This window comes from Aeromonas sp. L_1B5_3 (genome assembly GCF_963866575.1).
GTDB lineage: Bacteria > Pseudomonadota > Gammaproteobacteria > Enterobacterales > Aeromonadaceae > Aeromonas > Aeromonas jandaei.
Map to the genome: position 1 here is coordinate 1 of NZ_CAWMDN010000160.1, position 23,037 is coordinate 23,037.

Sequence of the window (23,037 nt, forward strand, 5' to 3'; positions counted from 1 at the left end):
ACCCACTATTCCCTCCTTTTGGTATGTAATTACAGTCATTTTTGGATGATTCGCAACCATTGGTACTGGATTACTCGCGGCCACCCATCCCCATCACCGGACTCCAGCCCCACAGGGAAGGGCCATATAGACCACCCCCTCTTCCATCTGGACATCAATGGTAAAGCCGAGTCGCCTGGCGAGGGCTACCATGCCGCGATTGCTCGGCATGGTCATGCCTGAGAGCTGGCCAATCCCCTGCTCGCAGGCGTAGCGGATGATCTTCTCCATCATCAGTTTGCCGAGCCCCAGTCCTTTCAGGTCGGAACGAACCAGAATGGCAAATTCGGCATCGCTGAGATCCGGCGTCGAGATGGCGCGCACCACCCCGAGAATCTGATCTTTGCGCTCCCCATCCTGCCCTACGGCGACAAAGGCCATTTCGCGGTCGTAATCGATCTGGGTCATGCGGGCCAACTCTTCGTGACCCAGCTCACCCACGTCGGCGAAGAAGCGTTTGTACCTGTCCTCATCGGAAACCTGCAGCACGAACTGTTTGTGAGCCGGTTCATCTTCCGGGCGAATGGGGCGCAATAGAACATGGCTTTGATCCTTGAGCCAGGCCCCTTCCTCCAGCTCGGTCGGGTAGGGGCGGATCGCCAGCTGACTGGCGGGTGGAAGTGCTGGGTCGGCCAGTGTGACGCTGGCATCCAGCACCACCATCTCGGCGCCGCAGGCTTGCAGCGGATGGAGATCCAGCTCCTGTATTTGCGGGAAGGCGAGCAGCAGTTCGGATAGCTGGCAGAGCACCTGACCGAGGGCATCGATATCCAGCCGATCCGGAGTGGCGTGTTCACGGATCTTGCGACTCTTGAGCGCACCGATGATCTGGTAACGGGCCAGCGCCTGATTGAGCGGCGGCAGTGCTGCAACCATCTCCTGTGGCTCCGCGCCCGACTCACCGAGCAGGATGACGGGGCCAAAGATGGCATCTTGCTGGATACGAACCCGCAGCTCCAGACCACCACTGCGCCGCGCCATGCGCTGTACCAGCAGCCCTTCAATACGGGCGCCGGGATCGTGCTGTTTCACCCTGTCCAGAATGGCATCGGCAGCTTGCGCCACCTCGGCTGAGGTACGCAGATTGAGCACCACACCGTGCACGGCAGATTTGTGCAGGATATCGGGCGAACGGAGTTTGACTGCCACTGGGTAGCCGATCTGCTCGGCAGTCAGGGTTGCCTCGATGGCGTCGGTGACGATCCAGGTGGGCAGGGTCGTGAGCCCGGCTGCTTGCAAGATGGGGTGGGCGAGATGGGTATCCAGCCTCAGCTGTTTGCGCTCCTGCGCCTGGCGGATCAGCAGCTGGCAGAGCTCGATATTGAGCTGGTTGCCGTGCAGGGAGGCGGGGGTCTCCATCAGCTGCTTCTGGTTGCGGCGGTACTCCACCATATGCATGAAGGCTGCCATGGCGCTTTCCGGAGTACGGTAGGTCGGGATGCCCGCTTCGGTAAAGAGTTTGCGCCCCTCCTGCGCCGAGTACTCGCCTGCCCAGTTGGTGAGGATATTGAAACGGCGAGCTCTGGGGTGCTGTTTCAGGTGGGCGATAAGGTGGCTGGCCAGTGGTGCGCTGGGGGCTGTAAGGGAGGGGGCATGAATGATCAGGATGGCATCGATCCCCTCTTCCCCGAGCAGGTTGTCCAGCGCCTCCTGATAGGTGGTGATGGAGGCATCGCTGCCGATATCGAGCGGTGGGCGAGCCAGTTTGCCGCCCCGCTCCAGCAGCACATCCACCGCCATATTGGCCAGCCCGCGGCCATTGGAGATGATGGCGAGCCGCTCCCCCTTGAGGGTCATGGAGTGGCTGAGGGTTTCCACTGCGGCAAACAGCTCGTGGGTATCCCGCACCCGCAACATGCCGGCGCGGCGGATGGCGGCGTCATAGACGTTGTCGAGGCCGTGGGCCGGATCGTGGCGTCCGCTTTTCAGCACCAGGATCGGCTTGTTGCGCGAGGCTGCTCGCGCTGCCGAGAGAAAATGGCGGGCATCGTGCAGCTTGTCCATGTAGAGCAGGATGGCGCGGGTCACGCTGTCGCGGGAGAGCTGATCCAGCAGCTGGCCGAAGTCGATGTCGCAGTGATCGCCAAGGGAGATGAAGGCAGAGAATCCCAGCTCATGCTGCTTGGCCCAGTCGAGAATTGTGGTGCTGACCGCGGCAGACTGGGAGAGGAAGGCGACTTGCCCGGGCTTGGCGGCAATCGGTGAAAAGCTGGCATTGAGCCCCTGACCGGGCAGCAGCATCCCCATGCTGTTGGGTCCGAGCAGGCGGATGCCATATTGCTTGCAGAGCAGTTTCAGCTCCTGCCGCTCATCTTGTGAAAAATCGGCGGCGAGGATGATGGCTGCGCCCGCTCCCTTCTGGCCAAGCGCCTCCAGCAGGGGGATGACCCGCTCCCGGCGAGTGCAGATGATGGCGAGATCAGGAGCCAGTGGCAGGCTGGCAATGTCGGGATAGGCCAGCACGCCGGCCACTGCTTTGCTGCGCGGGGTGACCGGCAGGATGGGCCCTTTGAAGTGGCCCGCCAGCAGGTGGCGGACGATGACATGGCCCGCTTTGTGCGGATCGGTCGAGGCGCCGATGATGGCGATTGATTGGGGTTTGAACAGCCGATCCAGACCGCTTGCGTTCATGGGCACTCCCGTCGAAAGGGGGAAGATACCAGTCTAATACCTCTTTGTTGCAGGTTCTGTGACCGGCTCCCGATCACCGTTTGTTCAGGGCGTTGGCGCGCAGGTAAAAGCGCAGCTCCCCCTGTACCCGGCGGATGGCACCGAGGTGACGCTCCTGCAGATAGATCTCCTGCTCCCTGTCCAGCAAGGTGCTGGGCAGACCCATGCTCTGCAAATACTCCTCAAACAGGGTTGATCCCTTGATCTCGACCAGATGCTGTTTCATGGCGCTCCTCCCTGATGTAGTTCGATGATGGCGAATATTCAGTCTGCGATCCCTTGCCCGGTTTGCCTATTGTCACTTCTGACATGAGACGGGACAGGAGAAGGTTCACACATCTGGCAGCGAACGCCGCATCAGGCCCTTGGCTGGCGTTATAGTATGACCAGAAGCATGGCGCTTGGATGGTGCAGGGAATGAAGCGAGTCGGATTGTGGTGCATGGTGTTGTGGCTGTGGGCGGCGGATGCGTCGGCTGCGGTGCAGTCGATCCGCGCCTGGAATCTGCTGCTGGAGCATCCCAACCCGGCAGTGGTGCAGTTGTTGCGGCTCTCCCTCGATCTGACGGTGCCTGAATATGGCCCCTACCAGCTGGTCTCCAGCCCGCCGATGGAACAGGGGCGGACGGTGAAAGAGCTGCACAGCGGCGAGCTGGTTCAGGTCGGAGTGTTTGCTCCCGATGAGGAGCGGGAAAGGGATCTGCTGGCGGTACACATCCCATTGGCCAAGGGGCTGCTCGGCTGGCGGGTTTGTCTGATCCGGCAGGGGGATGGGGGGCGCTTTGCCGCTATTCACTCGTTGGCCGACTGGCGCCGCTCCGGCCTCATCATCGGCCAGCACAGATCCTGGCCTGACACCCAGTTGCTGAGGGCCAACGGCCTCAATGTGATGGCGGGCAACCTCTACGAAGCGCTGTTTAACATGTTGCGCAAGCAGCGTTTCGACTGCTTTTTGCGCTCCGTCATCGAGGTCGAGGATGAGCTGAAACAGCACCCGGATCTGGCCATCGAGCCCCATCTGGTGTTTCGCTATCCGCTGGCGCTGCTCTTCTTTGTTTCGCCCAAATATCCGGAGCTGGCGCAGCGCATCGAGCTTGGCCTGCAGCGGGCGCGGCAAACCGGGGATTTTGACCGGATCTTCGAGGAGGGGTTTGGCAGCACCATCCGCCGTTTACAGCTCGACCAGCGGCAGCGCCTCGAGCTGAACAACCCTGATCTGCCGTTGTCGAGTCGCAAGATGATGGCCGACCCGACGCTCATCTACCAGCCCGTCTCAGCGCAGTGAGTTCTGGTTCTGCGCCGTATCCCAGAAGGCGCGGATCAACGGCTCTTCCAGTCGCTTCTTGAGCACCCCGATCCCCACATCAAATGGCTTGAAGGCGGGCTTGAGGTCGATGATCCGCACCTTGTCGCCGAGCGGGCTATGGTCGATCACCGCCGCCGGCACCAGCCCCACACCACAACCGAGCGCCACCATGGCGACGATCCCCTCGTTACCCGCCACTTCGGCGTAGATGTTGGGCGCTATCCCCTTGTTGCGAAACCACTGATCGCTGCGTTTGCGGGCTAGCCCCTGCTCGGAGAGGATGACCGGCAGCTGCTCCCAATCAGGTTCTCCCTGACGGAACCACTGGTTCAGTTGCGGGGCGTTGCGCGGCGCGATAAAAACCAGCGGCACCTGCTGCAGGCTGGCGAACTCCAGCTTGGCGGGCAGGGCATCGGGGCGGGCGGCGATGGCGAGATCGGCCTCATCGGCCAGGATCTTGTCCACCGCCAGCGCCGGGTCGCCGGTCTCCAGCTTGATCTCCAGCTGGGGGTAGCGGCGGCGAAAGCGCTCCAGTACCTCGGGCAGCAGAAAGTAACTGGCGGTGACCGAGCAGAACACCCGCAGCCGCCCCTGCAGCGGTTCATCGCTGCGTTTGAGCTCCTGCTTGAGCTGACGCCACTCCTGCAACAGGCCGCCGCCAAACTCCCGCAGCTTCTCGCCCGCTGGGGTGAGCCGCACCGAGCGGTTGTCCCGCTCGAACAGCACGCAGCCGGTCTCCTGCTCCAGCCGCTGGATGGCGCGACTCAGGGTGGAGGGGCTGACCGCCATGGCATCGGCGCTCTTGCCGAAGTGGAGGGAGTCGGCGAGGTGGAGAAACAGCTCGAGATTGCGAAGGTCCATCTTTCAGCTCCTGGCGCGGCATGTGTGCCCGATATCCAGCGGTTGGCGGCTTGTTTCTGCCATCTCGCGGTACATTCAGCAGGCGATTATGAAGGGTTAACGTTTCAATTATTGCAACGTACTGTTTCGAATATATCAGTTCAGGCAATAAGTGTCCCGCGCTATAGTGGTTCAGACAACGCCGCCATCCGGCATGGAATCAATCGAACGGAGCAATCACCATGGCTAACTATTTCAACACCTTGAACCTGCGTCAGCAGTTGGCCCAACTGGGCAAGTGTCGTTTCATGCAGCGCGAAGAGTTCGCGGACGGCTGCAACGTGCTGAAGGGCAAGAAGGTGGTGATTGTGGGCTGTGGTGCCCAGGGTCTGAACCAGGGTCTGAACATGCGCGACTCCGGGCTGGATATCTCCTACGCCCTGCGCAAGGCTGCTATCACCGAGAAGCGCGCCTCCTGGCAGAAGGCTACCGACAACGGCTTCGCGGTCGGCACCTATGAAGAGCTGATCCCGACCGCTGATCTGGTGCTGAACCTGACTCCGGACAAACAGCACTCCGACGTAGTGAAAACCGTGATGCCGCTGATGAAGCAGGGCGCCGCATTGGGCTACTCCCACGGTTTCAACGTGGTGGAAGAGGGTCAGCAGATCCGTTCCGACATCACCGTCGTGATGGTTGCGCCCAAGTGCCCGGGCACTGAGGTACGTGAAGAGTACAAGCGCGGCTTCGGCGTACCGACCCTGATCGCCGTTCACCCGGAAAATGACCCGCAAGGCGAAGGCATGGCCATCGCCAAGGCGTGGGCCTCTGCTACCGGCGGCGACCGTGCCGGGGTGCTGGAGTCCTCCTTCGTAGCGGAAGTGAAATCCGATCTGATGGGCGAGCAGACCATCCTCTGCGGCATGCTGCAAGCAGGTTCCCTGCTCTGCTACGACAAGCTGGTGGCCGAAGGCACCGACCCGGCCTACGCCGGCAAGTTGATCCAGTTCGGCTGGGAGACCATCACCGAAGCCCTGAAACAGGGTGGCATCAGCCTGATGATGGACCGCCTCTCCAACCCGGCCAAGCTGCGCGCTTTCGAGCTCTCCGAGCAGCTCAAGACCCTGATGCGCCCGCTGTTCGAGAAGCATATGGACGACATCATCGCCGGTGAGTTCTCCCGCGGCATGATGGCCGATTGGGCCGAAGATGACGTCAAGCTGTTCACCTGGCGTGAAGAGACCGGTAAATCCGCCTTCGAAAACGCCCCGGCGTTTGCAGGCAAGATTGCCGAGCAGGAGTACTTCGACAATGGCGTGGTGATGGTGGCCATGGTCAAGGCGGGTGTCGAGCTGGCGTTCGAGACCATGGTGGCTTCCGGTATCTACGAGGAGTCCGCCTACTACGAATCCCTGCACGAGCTGCCGCTGATCGCCAACACGGTTGCCCGCAAGCGCTTGTACGAGATGAACGTGGTCATCTCCGACACCGCCGAGTACGGTAACTACCTGTTCGCCAACGCCGCCGTGCCCTTGCTGCGCGAGCACTTCATGCCGACCCTGAAGGCGGGTGATCTGGGTGCCAGCAAGGCGGAAGGGCAGAGCGTGGATAACCTGGCGCTGCTGGCGGCCAACGAAGCGACTCGCAACCACCCGATCGAGAAAATCGGTCAGGTACTGCGCGGTTACATGAAGGACATGAAACGTATCGCCGTTGGCGGTTAAGCCGGCATCGGGCTGGATGATGAAGGGGCGGGGATGACGATCCCCGTCGCCGGTCGGACTGGACACCCGACCGGCCAGCCAGAAAAATCAGCCTGACAGTCATAAAAGATGGTCATAAAAAAGCCCCGCTCATCGAGCGGGGCTTTTGCATTCAGAAAGGCTGGATAAATCAGGCTTTCCACGCTTTCCAGGTGTTGATCAGACCGTTGGTGGAGCAGTCGTGGCTGGTGACAGCCTCGTTGTTGCCCAGCTCCGGCAGGATCTTGTTGGCCAGCTGTTTGCCCAGCTCCACGCCCCACTGGTCGAAGGAGAAGATGTTCCAGATTGCGCCCTGTACGAAGATCTTGTGTTCGTACATGGCGATCAGGGCACCCAGGGTTTTCGGGGTCAGGCTCTTGAACAGGATGGAGTTGGTCGGGCGGTTGCCTTCAAACACCTTGAACGGCACCAGATCCTTGACCTGCTCCAGGGTTTTGCCAGCCGCCAGAAACTCGGCTTCAACCTCTTCCTTACTCTTGCCGAAGGCCAGCGCCTCGGTCTGGGCGAAGAAGTTGGCCAGCAGTTTCGGGTGATGGTCACCGATCGGGTTGTGGCTGATGGCCGGCGCCAGGAAGTCACAGGGGATCAGCTTGGTGCCCTGATGGATCAGCTGGTAGAAGGCGTGCTGGCCGTTGGTGCCCGGCTCACCCCAGATGATGGGGCCGGTCTGGTAGTCAACCGGTTTGCCGTTGCGATCCACGTACTTGCCGTTGGACTCCATGTTGCCCTGCTGGAAGTAGGCAGGGAAGCGGTGCATGTACTGGTCGTACGGCAGGATGGCTTCGGATTCGGCACCGTAGAAGTTGTTGTACCACAGGCCAATCAGCGCCAGCAGCACCGGCACGTTCTGCTCATAGGAGGCTGTGGCGAAATGCATGTCCATCTCGAAGGCGCCTTGCAGCAGGGCTTCGAAGTTCTCGAAACCGACAGACAGGGCGATGGGCATGCCGATGGCAGACCAGGAGGAGTAGCGGCCGCCAACCCAGTCCCAGAACTCGAACATGTTGTTGGTGTCGATACCGAACTCGGCAACGGCCTTGCCGTTGGTGGAGAGCGCAGCGAAGTGCTTGGCAACGTGGGCCTTGTCACCGGCGATGTTGATGAACCAGTCGCGGGCGGTCAGGGCGTTGGTCATGGTCTCCTGAGTGGTGAAGGTCTTGGAGGCCACCAGGAACAGGGTGGTTTCCGGATCGATCTTCTTCAGGGTCTCGGCGATATGGGTGCCATCGACGTTAGAGACGAAGTGCATCTGCAGGTGGTTTTTGTAGGGACGCAGTGCCTCGGTGATCATCACCGGGCCCAGATCGGAGCCACCGATACCGATGTTGACCACGTGCTGGATCGCTTTGCCGGTGTAGCCTTTCCACTCGCCGGAGATGATCTTCTCGCAGAAGCCTTTCATCTTGGCCAGGACGGCATTCACTTCCGGCATCACATCCTTGCCGTCGCACTCGATGGGGCGGTCGGAGCGGTTGCGCAGGGCCACGTGCAGTACGGAGCGCCCTTCGGTCATGTTGATCTTGTCGCCATTGAACATGGCATCGATCGCGCTGCGAAGATCGGTCTCTTTGGCCAGATTAACCAGCAACTTGAGGGTTTCTTCGGTGATCAGGTTCTTCGAGTAATCAACCAGGATGTCGCCGCCGAAGGTAAGGGAAAACTTGTCAAAGCGCTTCGGGTCCTGCGCGAACAGATCCTTGAGTCGGGTCTCTTTGTTTGCTGCAAAGTGGGCTTCCAGTGCCTGCCAGGCCTGGGTTTGGGTTGGATTGATGTTTTTCATAGGATTCCTGAAATGCCAAGTTGTGTTTGAACCTTGCAGGCAAGGTCCCGCCAAACCTTATTATCCGAGCATTATAGCGAGCCGGCCGGGCGGCCCGTGTAACAGAGTTTTACCGATTGTCTTTTACCGCAATGGGGCAACCGTCGGGAGTATACAACCAGAACATCGGGATTATGAGTCACGAAAGCAAGGGGGATCTTGCGCTCGCTCATGATTGGGGCTGGCCCGCAGCTCTGAAATTGTTTTCATTCCGCCGGCCTGATTATGCAGCGTATGGCGTGCCAGAAATGACAATGCCAGCCCGAAGGCTGGCATTGTGGGTTGCTGCTTTACCGCGATCACGCCTGCGGTTTTTGCATGTGCATTACCATCTGCGGGAAGGGAATTTCGATCCCTTCGGCATCAAAGGTCAGTTTCACCTTCTCGTGGAAGTCGAACCAGACACCCCAGTAGTCACCGGTCTTGACCCACGGGCGTACCACGATATTGACCGAGGAGTCGGCCAGCGCGGCGACGGCGATGGTGGCAGCCGGATCTTTCAGGATGCGCGGCTCTTCGTTCACCAGACGCTCAAGGATCTGCTTGGCCTTGCGCAGGTCGGAGCCGTAGCCGATACCAAAGGTCATATCGACGCGGCGGGTATCCATGCGCGAGTAGTTGACGATGGTGCCGTTGAGGATGGCGGAGTTCGGTACTACCACCATCTTGTTGTCACCGGAGGTGAGGGTGGTGGTGAACAGCTGAACGGATTGCACCACGCCAGACGTGCCTGCCACTTCGATAAACTCGCCCGCCTTGATGGGGCGGAAGATGATCAGCAGAAAGCCGGCGGCAAAGTTGGAGAGCGAGCCTTGCAGCGCCAGACCGATGGCCAGACCGGCGGCACCGATGATGGCGACGAAGGAGGCGGTTTGCACCCCGACCCGGCCCAGCGCGGCGATCACCACGAACACCAGAATGGCGTATTTGAGGATACTGCCGACGAAGTGGGTAACTGTGGTGTCGAGCTTGCGCGCCTGCATCACTTTTACCACGCCACCGCTGAGCAGATTGGCGGCGATATAGCCGACCAGCAGGGTGAGCAGGGCGGCCGCGATGTTGACGGCATACTCGATCAGCAGGCCCTGGTTATTGACCAGCCAGGTCTGCGCTTCGGTAATGATTTCGGGTTCCATAGGATGTCCTTTCGGGTGCTAAAGGTTTATGGCGCATGAATCTAACATCGCAGCGCGACAGTCCGGGTCGCATCTGGTGCTTATTTTACTGCCATAAAAAGCTGCCACAAAAAAGAAGGGAGGCCAAGGCCTCCCTTCTTCATGCTCGGTGAAAAGCGCTGCCGCTCAGCTTTGCAGCAGCTGGCTGCGGATAAACTGCCACTGATCCTCGAAGCCGGCGGTCGGCTTGAGCTTGAACTCGGAACGGACAAACTGGCTGATGCGGCCCTCGGTATAGGCCAGCAGCAGATTGGCCAGCATGGTCTCATCGAGCTGGAAGCCCTGCCCCTCGCGCAGTCGTTTCTCGCGCAGTACCTGCTTGATCTGGGTCTCCAGCTTGTCAAACAGGATGCTGATGCGATCCCGCAGCCGGTCGTGCTCGCCCAACAGGGCATCGCCGTTGAGGATGCGGGTGATGCCGGGATTGCGCTCGGCGAACACCAGCAGTAGCTGCAGGATGTGGTGGCAGCGTGCCATGGTGTCTTTCTCTTCCGCCATGATCAGATTGACCCGTGACAGCAGGGAATCCTCGATAAAGTCGATCAGCCCTTCGAACATCCGCGCCTTGCTTGGAAAGTGTCGATAGAGGGCTGCTTCAGAGACGCCGACCTCGGCCGCCAGACGGGCCGTGGTGATGCGCTGGCCGGGACTGGTTTCCAGCATATGGGCGAGCGCCTGCAGGATCTGATCGCGCCGACTCTGTTTCTGATTACTGCTTGCCATGGATTCCCCTAAAAAAACAATGGCTTGATTCTGTTATTAGGCACCGCCCATCAGGCTGGTGTGGTCTGTTATTGGCGACCAGAAGAACCAAAACCGCCTTCACCCCGTTCGCTCTGGTTGAACTCATCGACCAATTGGAAGCTGGCCTGAACTACCGGCATGATCACCAGCTGGGCGATGCGCTCGCCAGGTTGCATGGTGAACTCATCCTTGCCGCGGTTCCAGACCGAGACCATCAGCTGACCCTGATAGTCGGAATCGATGAGACCGACCAGGTTGCCCAGCACGATGCCGTGCTTATGGCCGAGACCGGAGCGGGGCAGAATGGTGGCACACAGACCCGGATCCTGGATGTGGATGGCCAGACCGGTCGGTACCAGAGTGGTATCGCCCGGAGCCAGAGTCAGCGGCGCATCCAGCAGAGCGCGCAGGTCCATGCCGGCAGAGCCGGGAGTAGCGTAGGCGGGCAGCGGGTACTCGGTACCGATACGGGCATCCAGAATCTTCAGTTCAATTTGTGTTGTCATGAATCGCTTTTTCAGTTGGATCTTGTGTTGGCGCCCCTCTTGGCAAGGCGGGGCGCCGTGAGTCTTGTTCTTTCGGGACGCTTAGTGCCGATAGTGACACGCAATCAGGGCAACCAGATGACGGGCCAGCGTCAGCTTGTCGGCCAGCGGCAGAGGCGCCTGGCCCCCTTGCCAGAACACGGTCAGGGCGTTGTCATCGGCGTTGAAGCCTTGCCCCTCGCGGGATACATCGTTGGCGGCGATCATGTCCAACCGCTTTCGCTGCAATTTATCGAGGGCGTATTGTTCCACATCCACGGTTTCGGCGGCAAATCCGACAGTGAAGGGTTTGTCTGGAAGGGCGCCGACGGCAGCAATGATGTCGGGATTTTTCACCAGCTTCACCACCATCTGGTCGTTATCGCCGGTCTTCTTGATCTTCTGGCTGGCGACCTGCTCGGGGCGGTAGTCGGCCACCGCGGCGCAACCGATGAAGAGGTCGCATTCGCCCACTCGGCTCATCACCGCCTGATGCATCTGCTCAGCGCTCTCGACATCGATGCGGGTGACGCCCGCAGGTGTAGCCAGCGTTACCGGGCCGCTCACCAGCGTCACCTCGGCGCCCGCTTCACGAGCGGCGCGGGCGATGGCGTAGCCCATCTTGCCGGAGCTGTGGTTGCTGATGTAGCGCACCGGATCGAGCGCCTCGCGGGTCGGGCCGGCGGTCAGCAGCAGCTTGACGCCCGCCAGCAAGGGCTCGGCGGCCAGCTGCTGGCAGCAGCGCTCCACCAGTTCGAGGGGATCCAGCATCCGGCCCGGGCCCACATCGCCACAGGCCTGGCTGCCGGAGTCCGGCCCCCACAGCAGGACGCCACGGCTGGCCAGGGTCTTGAGGTTGGCCTGGGTGGCTGCGTTGAGGTACATCTGCTGGTTCATGGCGGGCGCCAGGGCGACCGGTGCCGGGGTGGCCAGGCAGAGGGTGGTGAGCAGTTCGTCGGCCATGCCGGCCGCCATCCGCGCCATCAGGTTGGCGCTGGCGGGGGCGATCAATACCAGATCGGCCCACTTGGCCAGCTCGATATGACCCATGCCCGCTTCGGCAGCCGGATCCAGCAGGCTGTCCGCCACCGGATGGCCGGAGACCGCCTGCAGGGTCAGCGGCGTGATGAACTCCTTGGCGGAGCGGGTCATCACCACCCGCACCTCGGCACCCTGATCTTTCAGACGGCGTACCAGCTCGGCACTCTTGTAGGCGGCGATCCCGCCGCTGACACCCAACAGGATGCGTTTATCGGCCAATCTCATCTGCTGTTTCTCTATCCGGCTCACTTTGACTGGTCGGCTAAGATACCACAGGCAGGGGATGACGACAGGGGTTGGCATCAAGGGGTTGTGGCGGGGAACACGCAAATATTTGCTATGTTTTTCCTCAACAGGGAGAGAGGAGAGACAAATGAGCATCAAGGAGTGGCCGGAAGATGAACGCCCCAGAGAGAAGCTGCTGCGACAGGGGCCGACGGTGCTCAGCGATGCCGAGCTGCTTGCCATCTTCCTGCGCACCGGCGTCAATGGCCTGAGTGCGGTCGATCTCTCCCGTAACCTGTTGAATCAGTTCGGATCGCTGCGCAATCTGCTGGGCGCGGATCAGCGTGCTTTCTGCGAGGCCCACGGCCTTGGCCCGGCCAAATATGCCCAGTTGCAGGCGGTGCTGGAGATGGCCAAACGCCATCTGGCGCAGCAGTTGCAACGGGGTGATGCCCTCACCTCGCCCCAGCTGACCCGCGACTATCTGCAAGCCCAGTTGCGGGATCGGCCGCGCGAGGTGTTTGCCCTGCTGTTGCTCGACAATCAGCATAGAGTCATTCAATTTGTTGAGCTTTTTTACGGCACAATCGATTCGGCGAGCGTCTGGCCAAGAGAAATCGTGCAGATCGCGCTCAAACATAATGCAGCCGCGGTGATTCTGGCGCATAATCACCCGTCCGGCGTCGCCGAGCCCAGTAGGGCCGACCGCCAGATCACGGATCGGATCACGGCCGCTTTGGCCCTGATCGATATCAGAGTGCTGGATCACTTGGTGATCGGTGATGGCATCACGGTTTCTTTTGCCGAGCGCGGTTGGCTATAACTGTGCTCTGGCACCGTATTAGTTGATCTTTGATCACGGATGCTGTATAAAATGCCGCCTTCTGTTTGCCCCGCAATCGAAGGCCAGCGGGGCAGATATTTGCTCGAGCAATGAAGTAAGATTTGGAGAGACTGACATGTCTAGAGTATGCCAAGTAACCGGCAAGCGCCCGGCAGTTGGTAACAACCGTTCGCACGCTAACAACGCTACCAAGCGTCGTTTCCTGCCGAACCTGCACACTCACCGTTTCTGGGTTGAGAGTGAAAAACGCTTCGTAAGCCTGCGCGTATCCGCAAAAGGCATGCGTATCATCGACAAGCGTGGCGTTGAAGTGGTTCTGGCTGAACTGCGCGCCAGCGGTGTTAAGGTATAAGGAATTAGATCATGGCTAAAGGTATTCGCGAGAAAATTCGCCTGAACTCCAGCGCCGGTACTGGTCACTTCTATACCACTACCAAAAACAAGCGCACCATGCCCGAAAAAATGGAGATCAAAAAGTTTGATCCCGTTGTTCGTCAGCATGTGATCTACAAGGAAGGCAAAATCAAGTAATTACTTGATGCTGCATTCCCAAAAACCCGGCCTTGTGCCGGGTTTTTTTATGCGCCGAATTCAGTACACTTCCGGTTCAAAGGGAGGCTTGCCATGTTCAAACTGAGCCGCAAAGGCTGGAACAACGTGATCATCGTGGTGGTACTGATCGTGATCACCCTGCTGCACCGGCTGGAACTGGCCCAGCAGGAGAACAGCGCCAAACGCGCGCGTCCGCTGCTGCCGGAGGATGCGGTGGTGCTTACCTGGCAGGGGCCGAGCTGGCAGATTGAGCGGATCGGCCATGGCTGGCGCAGCGGGCCGGATCTGGGGCTAGACGGCAATCAGCTGGCGGCCCATATCGAGCGCTGGCAGGGCTGGCTGCTGCCACCCGGCGAAGCGGTACGTGGTGCCCCCGTTACCCTCAGGGTGTGGATTGCCGGGCAAAATGACCCGCAGACGATCGCCCTCTATCAGAACAGTGGCCAGTATGGTGCCCAGCTCCCCTCCGGTCTCTGGCTCTCCCTCACTGCCGAGCAGTATCGCGATCTGATGCGTCCTGCCCCCTGATTGTTCACCAGTCGACTCTGTTTGCGAGGAACCAATGCCTGAATTGCCAGAAGTAGAAGTCAGCCGGCAGGGGATCTCTCCCTGGCTTACCGGCATCAAGGTCACCCGAGTGGTGGTGCGCGATGGCCGCCTGCGCTGGCCGGTGCCCGGCGAAATTCAGGAGCTGGTGGATCTGGTGATCCATCGGGTGCGTCGCCGCGCCAAGTATCTGCTGCTGGAGACCGATTTTGGCACCGCCATCCTCCATCTGGGGATGTCCGGCAGCCTGCGGGTGCTGGATATCGGCACCCCGGCCGAGAAGCACGACCACGTGGATATCGAGCTGGAGAATGGCAAGCTGCTGCGGCTCAACGATCCACGCCGTTTCGGCGCCCTGCTCTGGACCCGCGATCCGGCCGAGGCGCATGCCTTGCTGGCCAAGCTGGGGCCTGAGCCGCTCACCGATGCCTTCAATGGCGATTACCTGCGTGAGCGCGCCAAGGGGCGCAGTACAGCCATCAAGCAGTTCCTGATGGACAATCAGGTAGTGGTCGGGGTGGGCAACATCTACGCCAACGAGGCGCTCTTTGCGGCGGGTATTCACCCCAAGCGGGCGGCGGGCAATATCAGTGGCGAGCGGCTGGAGAAGCTGGTGGCCGAGATCAAGCGGGTACTGGCCGAAGCCATCAGACAGGGCGGTACCACCCTCAAGGATTTCACCAGTGCCGACGGCAAGCCGGGCTATTTCGTGCAGCAGCTGCAGGTTTACGGCCGTGGCGGCCAGCCCTGTTTCCACTGTCAGACCTTGCTGAGCGAAGTAAAAATAGGCCAGAGAACCACGGTATTTTGCTCCCATTGCCAGCGTTAAGGGCACTTTTTCGCCGAATTTGCGGAAAGTTGTAACAGTGTATTTCCCGGCTGTTGAAGATTTGCACAGTTGTCTCTAGTATCTCGTCCGTTCAGGCGGTTTGAGAAATAAAAATGACTGTTAAATCAATAGACTGGGAACATTTATCCCGGCTGGAGCGCTATTGCGCAAAATCCATGGCCAGCTACCTCTATCCGGAGGGAAGCGAGCGCCAGACCTTCAATCGCGGCAAGTTCGTGCTGCGCAGCCTGCTTTACCGCGAGCAGCTGACCCGTGTCTTTACCCTGTTTCAGGCCGAGCCGCTCAAGGCGTTGCCGGCCCGTTATCCCGAGCTGCTCGACAAGCCGATGCGTCCCTATCGCTTCGCCAGTGCCAGTGCCCGCCAGCGGGCCGAGATGCTGGAAAACCACTATCAGCTGCAGCTGAGTTGCTATCCGGAGCTGGTCGAGCCGCTCTATCTGGCGGGCGGTATCGAGCTGGGGCGTTATCCCCAGAGCGATTGCCGCATCGTGTTGCGCCATGACGGCACCTTCCGCCGCGAGGCCGAGCTGGCCCTCTCCATTATCGATAGCGAGGGGTTGCGTCTCTACAGCTGCGCCTTCTCGCTGGCTGGCAGCGCCGAGCAGCTGCATCTGGTGATCGGCTCCATGCAGGGGCCGGAACCCGGAGTGGCCAATGCGCAGGATAAGGTGCGCGAGCTGACCAAGGAAGGGCAGGGGCTGCGGCCCAAATCCCTGCTGGTGCAACTGGTGCAGCAGCTGGCGCTGGCGATGGGTAGCGGCGAGGTGCTGGCAGTGCGCAAACGGGCCCACGTGTTTCAGGCCAGACGTTACAGCAGCAAGCAGAAAGCCAATCTGCAAGCTGATTATGACGAGTTGTGGCAGGAGTTTGGCGCGCAGGATGTGGATGCCAACTTTGTCGCCCTGCAGCTGCAGCCGCGCAAGCCGCTGGAGGAGATCGCTTCCAAGAAGCGGGCCATGTACCGGCGCCGTTACGAGTGGCTCGATCAGCTGGAGCTGGCGATCCGCGAGCAGTTTGCCCGCCGCTAGGCGTGCAGTGCGTTGATGCAACAAGGGCTACCCACGGGTAGCCCTTGTTTGTTTCTGCCAATCAGGAGGGGATTAGCGCTGCTGCTGTTTGGCGGCGATGGCCTGGGCCACCACGGGGTCGACAAACTGGCGGATGTCGCCACCGTGCAGCGCCACCTCTTTCACCAGAGTGGAGGAGATAAAGGAGTTCTCCTCGGCAGGGGTGAGGAAGACACTCTCCAGCTCCGGCATCAGGCGGCGGTTCATGTTGGCCAGCTGGAACTCGTACTCGAAGTCGGAGACGGCGCGCAGGCCGCGGATCAGCACGTTGGCCTGATGCTCTTTGGCAAAATCGACCAGCAGCCCGGAGAAGCCGACCACCTTGACGTTGGGAAGCTGGCTGGTCACTTGCTGGACAAGCTGGACACGTTCCGCCAGATCGAACAGCGGGCGCTTGCTCGGGCTGTTGGCGACACCGACGATCACCTCGTCAAACAGCTTGGCGGCGCGGCCGATCAGGTCGGCATGGCCATTGGTAACGGGATCAAATGTCCCGGGATAGATCACCCTGGTAGTCATCTTTGCGGTCCTGCAACCTGGAAATTTGGTCGCATTATAAGGTCGTCGCTTGAGAATAGCAGTGCATCAGGCAAGAATACGCCATCGCGCATCAAGCCTCCCTGCATTGGTGACAGGGAGCAAAGGGATTTTTTATGAAACGTATTCTGGTCGTTCGCAATGACAAGATTGGTGACTTCATGCTGGCGTGGCCGAGCTTCGCCATGCTCAAAGGCTCCATGGAGTGTCATGTGACTGCCCTGGTTCCGGCCTACACGGCCCCGCTGGCCCGGCTCTGCCCCTGGATTGACGAGGTGATCATCGATCCGGGCGTGCGAGCCGACAAGGAGCAACAGCGGGCACTGCTGGCCCGGATCAAGGCGGCGGCGTTCGACGCGTCCATCTGCCTCTTCTCCAACTCCCGCAACGCCATGCTGGTGTGGAAGGCACACATCCCTTACCGGCTGGCGCCGGCGACCAAGCTGGCGCAGGTGCTCTACAACCAGCGTCTGGTGCAACGCCGATCCCGCTCCCAGAAGCCGGAGTCCGAATACAATCTGGAGCTGATCCGTCGCTTCCTGACCGATCATCAGGTCGCCGTGGTGGAGCCCAAGACTCCCTTCCTCAGTTTCGATGAGGCGAGCCTGCAGCAGGTGCGCGAGCAGCTGGCGGCCAAGCTCAAGCTCGATGCCAGCCGCCCCTGGCTGATGGTGCACGCCGGCAGCGGTGGCTCGGCCAACAACCTCTCCATCGAGCAGTATGCCCGCATCATCATCAAGCTGAACCAGGCCTGCCCCGAGCTGCAGTGCGTGCTGACCGCCGGCCCGGGCGAGGAGAAGATGGCCGAACAGCTGGCGGCCGAGCTGCTGGCCCACGGTGGCAACGGCTGGATCTACCGCTCCAGCGACGGTCTGCCGATGTTCTGTCAGGTGCTGGCCAACGCCGCTTTGTTTATCGCCGGCAGTACCGGCCCGCTCCATATCGCCGGGGCGCTCGACGTGCCGACCATTGGCTTCTTCCCGATGCGCCGCTCCGCCACCCCGCTGCGCTGGAAGCCCCTCAACAGCGAAGGACGCCACCTCGCCTTCAGCCCGCCGGAGGACAGCGATCACCCGGAGGATATGAGCCAGCTCGATCCCAAAGCCATGGTGCCGGAGATGGCCCGCTGGGCGGCGCCCTTCTGGCGCAAGTAACCCATGCAGCAATGCAGACAGGGCCCCGCGGGGCCCTGTTTTGTATGGTGATGATCGCAGCTGACAGACCAGCAGATCGGACATGGCCCCGGCAGCCCTTTTGCGGCCCTGTCAGCACCCTGCTGACACGGTTCCTGCCGGTATAAGCTGGAGTGGGGTCATTTAAGCAAAACTCATAAATTCAGCTTATAGCGATCGAGCTAAGCCCTGCCGCCCTCCGTCATGGCCATTGCGCGCTCTGCAAGGGCTCTGCCCGATCTGCCGCCATGCCATTCGCCCCTTGTTCCGCTGGAACAAGGGGCGAATTGACGAACTTGCGGTGGGGTGGGGTACGGCGCTATTCCGGCTGCTGTGGTTGCTGGCGCACCCAGAGGTCGGCGTATTTGACGAAGGTGGAGTGGGAGGAAAGGATCGCCAGCAGCAACCCCTGCTTGCCGTCGAGGAAGCCTGCCTTGAGCAGGTACATCTTGATGAAGCAGCCGACGGCGTGCATCAGCCCCTGACTGAGGGAGCCCTTCTTGCCGCGAGCGGTGCGCTGATCGGCCCAGGCGCGGGCATAACCGGCCGATTTGACCAGATAGTGCTCCAGATCCCGATAGGTGAAGTGGTGCAGGTCGCCGTAGAGGTTGACGATCTTCATGTTGGCGCGCACTTCCACCTTCTCGTGCACCAGCGCCTCATTGTAGCTGGTGAGCGCCTTGGGATAGAGGCGCAGCACCCGATCCGGATACCAGCCGCTGTGGCGGATAAAGCGGCCAAAGACCCAGGAGAGGCGCGGCAGCGAGTAGATGGTGTCGCTGGCCGGATTGGCCATCACGTTGGCGATGGCGGTTTTCAGCTCGGGGGTGAGCCGCTCGTCGGCATCCAGCCACAGCACCCAGTCGGACTGCACATGAGACTGGGCCAGTCGGCGCTGTTTGCCAAAGCCGGGCCACTTGGCGTTGACGAAGAAACGGGCCCCAAATTCGGCGGCGATGGCCGGGGTCTCGTCCTGACTGCCTGAGTCCAGAATGACGATCTCGTCCACCAGTCCGTCGAGGGAGGCGAGGCACTTGCGCAGGTTGTCGGCTTCATTCTTGACGATCAGAACGGCAGCCAGAGTCGGTTTTTTCACGAAATGGGGCTCTCGGTTGTTGCCCGTCTGGCGGGACATGCTCGAATTGGCGCCCATTCTAGCCTAAAAGCGTGGCCGGGGCATGACCCGGGTGGTGGCTGGCCGAGGCAAAGCAGAGGCGACTACCAAGGATCTTCTGTTATTTATCCGACCATTCTTGGGGCATAATCTCGCCCAGTGATGATTAACCGCCGGGCCAGACCCGAGAGAAGACGCGTAATGAAAATATTGGTGATCGGCCCCTCCTGGGTCGGCGACATGGTGATGTCCCAGAGTCTCTACAAGGCGATCAAGGCCAACCATCCCGAGTGCGAGCTGCACGTGATGGCCCCCGCCTGGTGCTGCGCCCTGCTGGAGCGGATGCCGGAGGTGGACAAGGCGATCACCATGCCCCTCGGCCACGGTGACTTCAAGCTGGTGGCGCGCCGCCGCCTCGGCAAGCAGCTGGCGGCCGAGAAGTACGATCAGGCCATCGTCCAGCCCAACTCCATGAAATCGGCGCTGATCCCCTGGTTTGCCCGCATTCCGGTGCGTACCGGCTGGAAAGGGGAGCACCGCTTCGGCCTGCTCAATGATATGCGCAGCAACAAGTCCGCCTTCCCGCTGATGGTGGAGGGCTATCTGGCGCTCGCTTATCCCAAGGAGCAGATGAAGAGCCGGGCCGATATTCTGACCATTCCGCATCCGGCGCTCCACGTCGATCTGATCAACCAGAGCAAGGCGCTGGAGCGACTGGGGCTGGATCGCGCCCGCCCGGTGCTGGTGCTCTGCCCCGGTGCCGAGTTTGGCCCGGCCAAGCGCTGGCCGGAGGGGCACTACGCCGTAGTGGCCCAGCAGCATCTGGACGAGGGGTGGCAGGTGTGGATCTTCGGCTCCAACAAGGATGTGCCGGTAGCCAATACCATCCGGGATCGAGTCAACCTGCTGACCCGCCCCAACTGCCACGTGCTGGCGGGCAAGACCAGTCTGCACGAGGCGATCGATCTGATGGCGCTGGCCAGCCGGGTCATCTCCAACGACTCCGGCCTGATGCACATCGCCGCCGCCCTCAACCGGCCGCTGGTGGGCGTCTATGGCTCCACCTCGCCACTCTATACTCCGCCGCTGGCGGATCGGGTCGAGATCGTTCACACCGATATCGAGTGTCGCCCCTGCTTCAAGCGCACCTGCAAATTCGGTCATCTCAAGTGCCTGATCGACCTGGTGCCGGAGCAGGTGGTCGATGCCTGCAAGAAGCTGGAGCAGAGTCAGTAAGATGCCCTACCGTCTGCTCTACAACCTGCTGATCCATCTGGGATTGCCGCTGGCGTTGCTGGCCCTCTACAAGCCGAAGAAAGGCAAGCCCGGCTTTGGCAAGCGCTGGGCCGAGCATCTCGGGCGGCTGCCCGCCACCGGACAGGAGGCGCCGCTCTGGATCCATGCGGTGAGCGTGGGGGAGACGCTGGCCATCACGCCGCTCATTCGCGCTCTCAAGGCGGAGCGGCCGGATCTGCCGATCCTGCTCACCACCACCACCCGCACCGGCGCCGATCAGGCTGCCAAGCTGGGGGAGCTGGTGATCCATCGCTACGCGCCGCTCGACTACCCCTGGGCCATTGCCGCCTTTCTCGACACCTTCAAGCCGCGCGCGCTCTGGGTGATGGAGACCGAGCTGTGGCCGAACTGGCTGGCCGCCTGCGAGGCGCGCCACCTGCCGGTGACCATCATCAACGCCCGCCTCTCCGAGCGTTCCTGCCAGCGTTATGCCCGCTTCCACGGCGCCTTCGACGCCCTGAGCCGGCCGCTGACCCATCTGCTCTGTCAGCATCAGGATGACGCCGACCGCTTCGCCCGCCTCGGCATCGATCGTTCGCGGCTGGCGGTGACCGGCTCCATCAAGTTCGATATCCAGTTTGGTGACGAAGTGCAGACCAAGGGGCGCGCCCTGCGCCAGCAGCTGGGCACCGAGCGGCCGGTCTGGATCGCCGCCAGCACCCATCTGGGTGAGGATGAGCAGGTGCTGGCCGCCTTCGATCAGCTGCTCAAACGCCATCCCGACGCGCTGCTCATTCTGGTGCCGCGCCACCCCGAGCGGTTCGACCGGATGGCCGAGCTGTGTGCCCCTTATGGCTGCGTGCGGCGCACTGATGGTGCTGCGGTGAGTGCCGGGGATAAGGTCTATCTCGGCGATACCATGGGCGAGCTGCCGCTGATGCTGGCGGCGGCCGATGTGGCCTTCGTCGGCGGCAGTCTGGTGAAGATAGGCGGTCACAACCTGCTGGAGCCGGCAGCGCTCGGCAAGCCCTGCCTGACTGGGCCCGCCTACTTCAACTTCAGCGATATCACCCGCCAGCTGGTGGCTCAGGGGGGCGCCGCCGTTGTGGCCGATGCCGCAGAGCTGGGCGAGCAGGTGAGCCAGCTGTTTGCCGACGGCAACGCCCGCCGCGAGATGGGGGAGCAGGCCCGCGCCGTGGTGCTGCGCAATCAGGGAGCGCTGGCGCGTACCCTCTCGCACTGCCTCACTGCGCTGGAGAAAGACTGAGTTTCAGCCTTTCATACATCTCAGCCATAAAAAAACGGAGCGCGATGCGCTCCGTTTTGTTTTTGGCGGTGGCCGGAATTAGCGAACGATCAGCCCCAGCAGGATGCCGACCACACCGAAGTCGGAGTCGCTGAAGGTGGTGTTGGCGAAACCGAGGTCGCCCAGCACCGGCAGTAGGAACACCGGCAGAATGGTGAGCAGCAGCAGGCCGTTGGCGAAGGCACCCAGAATGGCGCCGCGACGACCACCGGTGGCATTGCCGAAGACCCCGGCAGCGGCGCCGACGAAGAAGTGCGGTACCACGCCCGGGATGATGACGGTCAGGCCCATGGCGTAGAGCAGCGCCATCCCCACCAGACCGGCGGCAAAGCTCGACAGGAAGCCGATCAGCACGGCGTTGGGGGCGTAGGGGAAGACGATGGGGCAGTCGAGTGCCGGCTTGGCGTTCGGTACCAGCTTGTCGGAGATCCCCTTGAATGCCGGTACGATCTCGGCGATGACCATCCGCACGCCTTGCAGGATGACGTAGACACCGGCGGCGAAGGTGATGGACTGCATCAGGGAGAACATGAACCAGTGCTTGCCCTTGGCGACGGTGGAGACAAACTCGGGGCCGGCAAAGGCGGAGGTCACCAGGAAGATAATGCCCATGGTGAAGGAGATGGCCACCGGGGTATCACGCAGGAACAGCAGGCTCTTGGGTACCTGCACATCTTCGCAGCTGTGGGCCTTGTTGCCGAACTTGGCGCCGATCAGGGCGGAGAGCACGTAGGAGCAGGTGGAGAAGTGGCCCAGCGCCACGTCATCGGAGCCGGTGATCTGCTTCATGAAGGGGTGGGCGATGGCCGGGAAGAAGACCATGGCGACGCCTACCACCAGACTGCCCACCGCGATCAGCGGCACACCGCTCATGCCACCGGCAGAGAGGATCACCGCCACCATCATCGACATGAACAGGGTGTGATGACCGGTCAGGAAGATGAATTTCCACGGGGTCAGACGGGCGATCAGGATATTCACCAGCATGGCGAAGAACATGATCATCGCCATCTCCTTGCCAAACGAGGTCTGGGCGATGGAGACGATGGCCTCGTTGTTGGGGACGACCCCCTTGATGCCGAAGGCGTGCTGGAAGATGACGGCAAAGTCACCCAGCGAGTTGATCACCAGGGTGGCACCGGCCCCCAGAATGACGAAACCCATGATGGTCTTGACCGTGCCCTTGATGCACTCGGTCACCGGTTTCTTCTGGGCAATCAGGCCGATAAGCGCGATCAGGCCGACCAGCACGGCGGGCTCGGACAGCACGTCAAACATCAGAAAGTTGAAAAATTCCATGGTCAGCTCCTGGCAATGGAAGATGCGGCCCGCAGGCCGCATGGAGGATCCTTAGAGGGCGCCCAGTTCGCGCAGGGCGGTGGCGAGCTTCTCTTTCATCGCGGCCTTGTCGACCATGTTGTCGAGGGCCACCAGACGGCCGTTGACGCCCATGGATTGCAGCTGCTCGGCGATGTCGCGGGTGGCGACAAAGATCTCGGCGGTTTCGCTGCCGGCGGAGGCCAGATCGCGGTGATCCACCTCGGCGGTGACAGCCAGCTCTTTCAGGATGCTCTTGATGCTCATCTCCATCATCAGGCTGGTGCCCAGACCGTGACCGCATACAACCAGAATTTTCATTGTCTCTTCCTCTGTCAGGTGCGCCGTGGC

Annotated in this window: 23 protein-coding genes; 11 read left to right on the forward strand and 12 right to left on the reverse strand. The window is 61.2% G+C overall.

Annotation, left to right across the window (positions count from 1 at the left end; genetic code table 11):
- Positions 1-93 precede the first annotated feature (93 nt).
- Positions 94-2,670 (reverse strand): bifunctional acetate--CoA ligase family protein/GNAT family N-acetyltransferase, encoded by a 2,577-nt coding sequence (locus AACR93_RS20650; RefSeq protein WP_043851852.1) that lies wholly within the window; start codon positions 2,668-2,670, stop codon positions 94-96.
- 73 nt (positions 2,671-2,743) lie between these two features.
- Positions 2,744-2,935, reverse strand: a complete 192-nt coding sequence (locus AACR93_RS20655; RefSeq protein ID WP_019446537.1) for a hypothetical protein — start codon at positions 2,933-2,935, stop codon at positions 2,744-2,746.
- A gap of 191 nt (positions 2,936-3,126) precedes the next feature.
- On the opposite strand from AACR93_RS20655, the gene AACR93_RS20660 reads away from it, so the two are divergent.
- Complete coding sequence (locus AACR93_RS20660; RefSeq protein ID WP_043851853.1) at positions 3,127-3,993, forward strand: hypothetical protein; 867 nt, start codon at positions 3,127-3,129, stop codon at positions 3,991-3,993.
- Here the strand turns inward: AACR93_RS20660 and ilvY are convergent.
- The gene (gene ilvY, locus AACR93_RS20665) at positions 3,982-4,875 is read right to left on the reverse strand and encodes an HTH-type transcriptional activator IlvY (RefSeq protein ID WP_043851854.1); all 894 of its coding nucleotides are present in this window, start codon (positions 4,873-4,875) and stop codon (positions 3,982-3,984) included. The two genes, AACR93_RS20660 and ilvY, sit on opposite strands and share 12 nt — an antisense overlap.
- A 221-nt stretch (positions 4,876-5,096) precedes the next feature.
- Here ilvY and ilvC point away from each other — a divergent pair, with 221 nt between their 5' ends.
- A complete protein-coding gene (gene ilvC / locus AACR93_RS20670; protein ID WP_043851855.1) occupies positions 5,097-6,578 on the forward strand; it encodes a ketol-acid reductoisomerase in 1,482 nt (493 codons plus the stop codon).
- A gap of 169 nt (positions 6,579-6,747) precedes the next feature.
- Here ilvC and pgi read toward each other — a convergent pair whose 3' ends face one another.
- The 5 genes from pgi to coaBC all read right to left on the reverse strand — a co-directional run bounded on the left by pgi (position 6,748) and on the right by coaBC (position 12,145).
- Positions 6,748-8,397, reverse strand: coding sequence for a glucose-6-phosphate isomerase (pgi, locus tag AACR93_RS20675; protein WP_043851856.1), 1,650 nt, complete (start codon positions 8,395-8,397; stop codon positions 6,748-6,750).
- Positions 8,398-8,735: 338 nt separating this feature from the next.
- Complete coding sequence (locus AACR93_RS20680; protein WP_041210774.1) at positions 8,736-9,572, reverse strand: mechanosensitive ion channel domain-containing protein; 837 nt, start codon at positions 9,570-9,572, stop codon at positions 8,736-8,738.
- Between the two features lie 165 nt (positions 9,573-9,737).
- Entirely contained in the window at positions 9,738-10,334 is a 597-nt protein-coding gene (gene slmA, locus AACR93_RS20685; protein ID WP_005339495.1) for a nucleoid occlusion factor SlmA, read from the reverse strand.
- A gap of 68 nt (positions 10,335-10,402) precedes the next feature.
- Positions 10,403-10,861 carry a dUTP diphosphatase gene (gene dut, locus AACR93_RS20690; RefSeq protein ID WP_005339498.1) on the reverse strand — a complete coding sequence of 153 codons (459 nt, stop codon included), beginning with the start codon at positions 10,859-10,861 and terminating at the stop codon, positions 10,403-10,405.
- 81 nt (positions 10,862-10,942) lie between these two features.
- A complete protein-coding gene (coaBC, locus tag AACR93_RS20695) occupies positions 10,943-12,145 on the reverse strand; it encodes a bifunctional phosphopantothenoylcysteine decarboxylase/phosphopantothenate--cysteine ligase CoaBC (protein ID WP_043851857.1) in 1,203 nt (400 codons plus the stop codon).
- Between the two features lie 148 nt (positions 12,146-12,293).
- Between coaBC and radC the strand changes: the two genes are divergently transcribed.
- From radC to AACR93_RS20725, 6 genes are all read left to right on the forward strand, one after another.
- Entirely contained in the window at positions 12,294-12,968 is a 675-nt protein-coding gene (radC, locus tag AACR93_RS20700) for a RadC family protein (protein WP_033113596.1), read from the forward strand.
- Positions 12,969-13,104: 136 nt separating this feature from the next.
- A complete protein-coding gene (gene rpmB / locus AACR93_RS20705) occupies positions 13,105-13,341 on the forward strand; it encodes a 50S ribosomal protein L28 (RefSeq protein ID WP_005307492.1) in 237 nt (78 codons plus the stop codon).
- Positions 13,342-13,352: 11 nt separating this feature from the next.
- Entirely contained in the window at positions 13,353-13,520 is a 168-nt protein-coding gene (gene rpmG, locus AACR93_RS20710; RefSeq protein WP_005307500.1) for a 50S ribosomal protein L33, read from the forward strand.
- A 93-nt stretch (positions 13,521-13,613) separates the two neighbouring features.
- Positions 13,614-14,069 carry a hypothetical protein gene (locus tag AACR93_RS20715; RefSeq protein ID WP_043851858.1) on the forward strand — a complete coding sequence of 152 codons (456 nt, stop codon included), beginning with the start codon at positions 13,614-13,616 and terminating at the stop codon, positions 14,067-14,069.
- Between the two features lie 34 nt (positions 14,070-14,103).
- Complete coding sequence (gene mutM / locus AACR93_RS20720; protein WP_043851859.1) at positions 14,104-14,916, forward strand: bifunctional DNA-formamidopyrimidine glycosylase/DNA-(apurinic or apyrimidinic site) lyase; 813 nt, start codon at positions 14,104-14,106, stop codon at positions 14,914-14,916.
- A 176-nt stretch (positions 14,917-15,092) separates the two neighbouring features.
- Positions 15,093-15,965, forward strand: coding sequence for a VirK/YbjX family protein (locus AACR93_RS20725; RefSeq protein WP_043851860.1), 873 nt, complete (start codon positions 15,093-15,095; stop codon positions 15,963-15,965).
- A 72-nt stretch (positions 15,966-16,037) separates the two neighbouring features.
- On the opposite strand, the gene coaD is transcribed toward AACR93_RS20725, so the two are convergent.
- The gene (coaD, locus tag AACR93_RS20730; RefSeq protein WP_041210779.1) at positions 16,038-16,523 is read right to left on the reverse strand and encodes a pantetheine-phosphate adenylyltransferase; all 486 of its coding nucleotides are present in this window, start codon (positions 16,521-16,523) and stop codon (positions 16,038-16,040) included.
- A gap of 134 nt (positions 16,524-16,657) precedes the next feature.
- Between coaD and AACR93_RS20735 the strand changes: the two genes are divergently transcribed.
- Positions 16,658-17,695, forward strand: a complete 1,038-nt coding sequence (locus AACR93_RS20735) for a glycosyltransferase family 9 protein (RefSeq protein ID WP_041210780.1) — start codon at positions 16,658-16,660, stop codon at positions 17,693-17,695.
- Positions 17,696-18,032: 337 nt separating this feature from the next.
- Here the strand turns inward: AACR93_RS20735 and AACR93_RS20740 are convergent, their stop codons facing one another.
- A complete protein-coding gene (locus AACR93_RS20740) occupies positions 18,033-18,809 on the reverse strand; it encodes a glycosyltransferase family 2 protein (protein ID WP_043851870.1) in 777 nt (258 codons plus the stop codon).
- Positions 18,810-19,028: 219 nt separating this feature from the next.
- On the opposite strand from AACR93_RS20740, the gene waaF reads away from it, so the two are divergent.
- Together waaF and waaA are read left to right on the forward strand one after the other, a co-directional pair.
- Positions 19,029-20,063: a lipopolysaccharide heptosyltransferase II gene (waaF, locus tag AACR93_RS20745; RefSeq protein ID WP_043851861.1), complete on the forward strand. Its 1,035-nt coding sequence runs from the start codon at positions 19,029-19,031 to the stop codon at positions 20,061-20,063.
- A 1-nt stretch (position 20,064) separates the two neighbouring features.
- Positions 20,065-21,330: a lipid IV(A) 3-deoxy-D-manno-octulosonic acid transferase gene (gene waaA, locus AACR93_RS20750; protein WP_043851862.1), complete on the forward strand. Its 1,266-nt coding sequence runs from the start codon at positions 20,065-20,067 to the stop codon at positions 21,328-21,330.
- Positions 21,331-21,408: 78 nt separating this feature from the next.
- Here the strand turns inward: waaA and AACR93_RS20755 are convergent, their stop codons facing one another.
- Together AACR93_RS20755 and AACR93_RS20760 are read right to left on the reverse strand one after the other, a co-directional pair.
- Positions 21,409-22,668, reverse strand: coding sequence for a PTS ascorbate transporter subunit IIC (locus AACR93_RS20755; RefSeq protein WP_043851871.1), 1,260 nt, complete (start codon positions 22,666-22,668; stop codon positions 21,409-21,411).
- Positions 22,669-22,719: 51 nt separating this feature from the next.
- A complete protein-coding gene (locus AACR93_RS20760; protein ID WP_005356014.1) occupies positions 22,720-23,007 on the reverse strand; it encodes a PTS sugar transporter subunit IIB in 288 nt (95 codons plus the stop codon).
- Positions 23,008-23,037 lie beyond the last annotated feature (30 nt).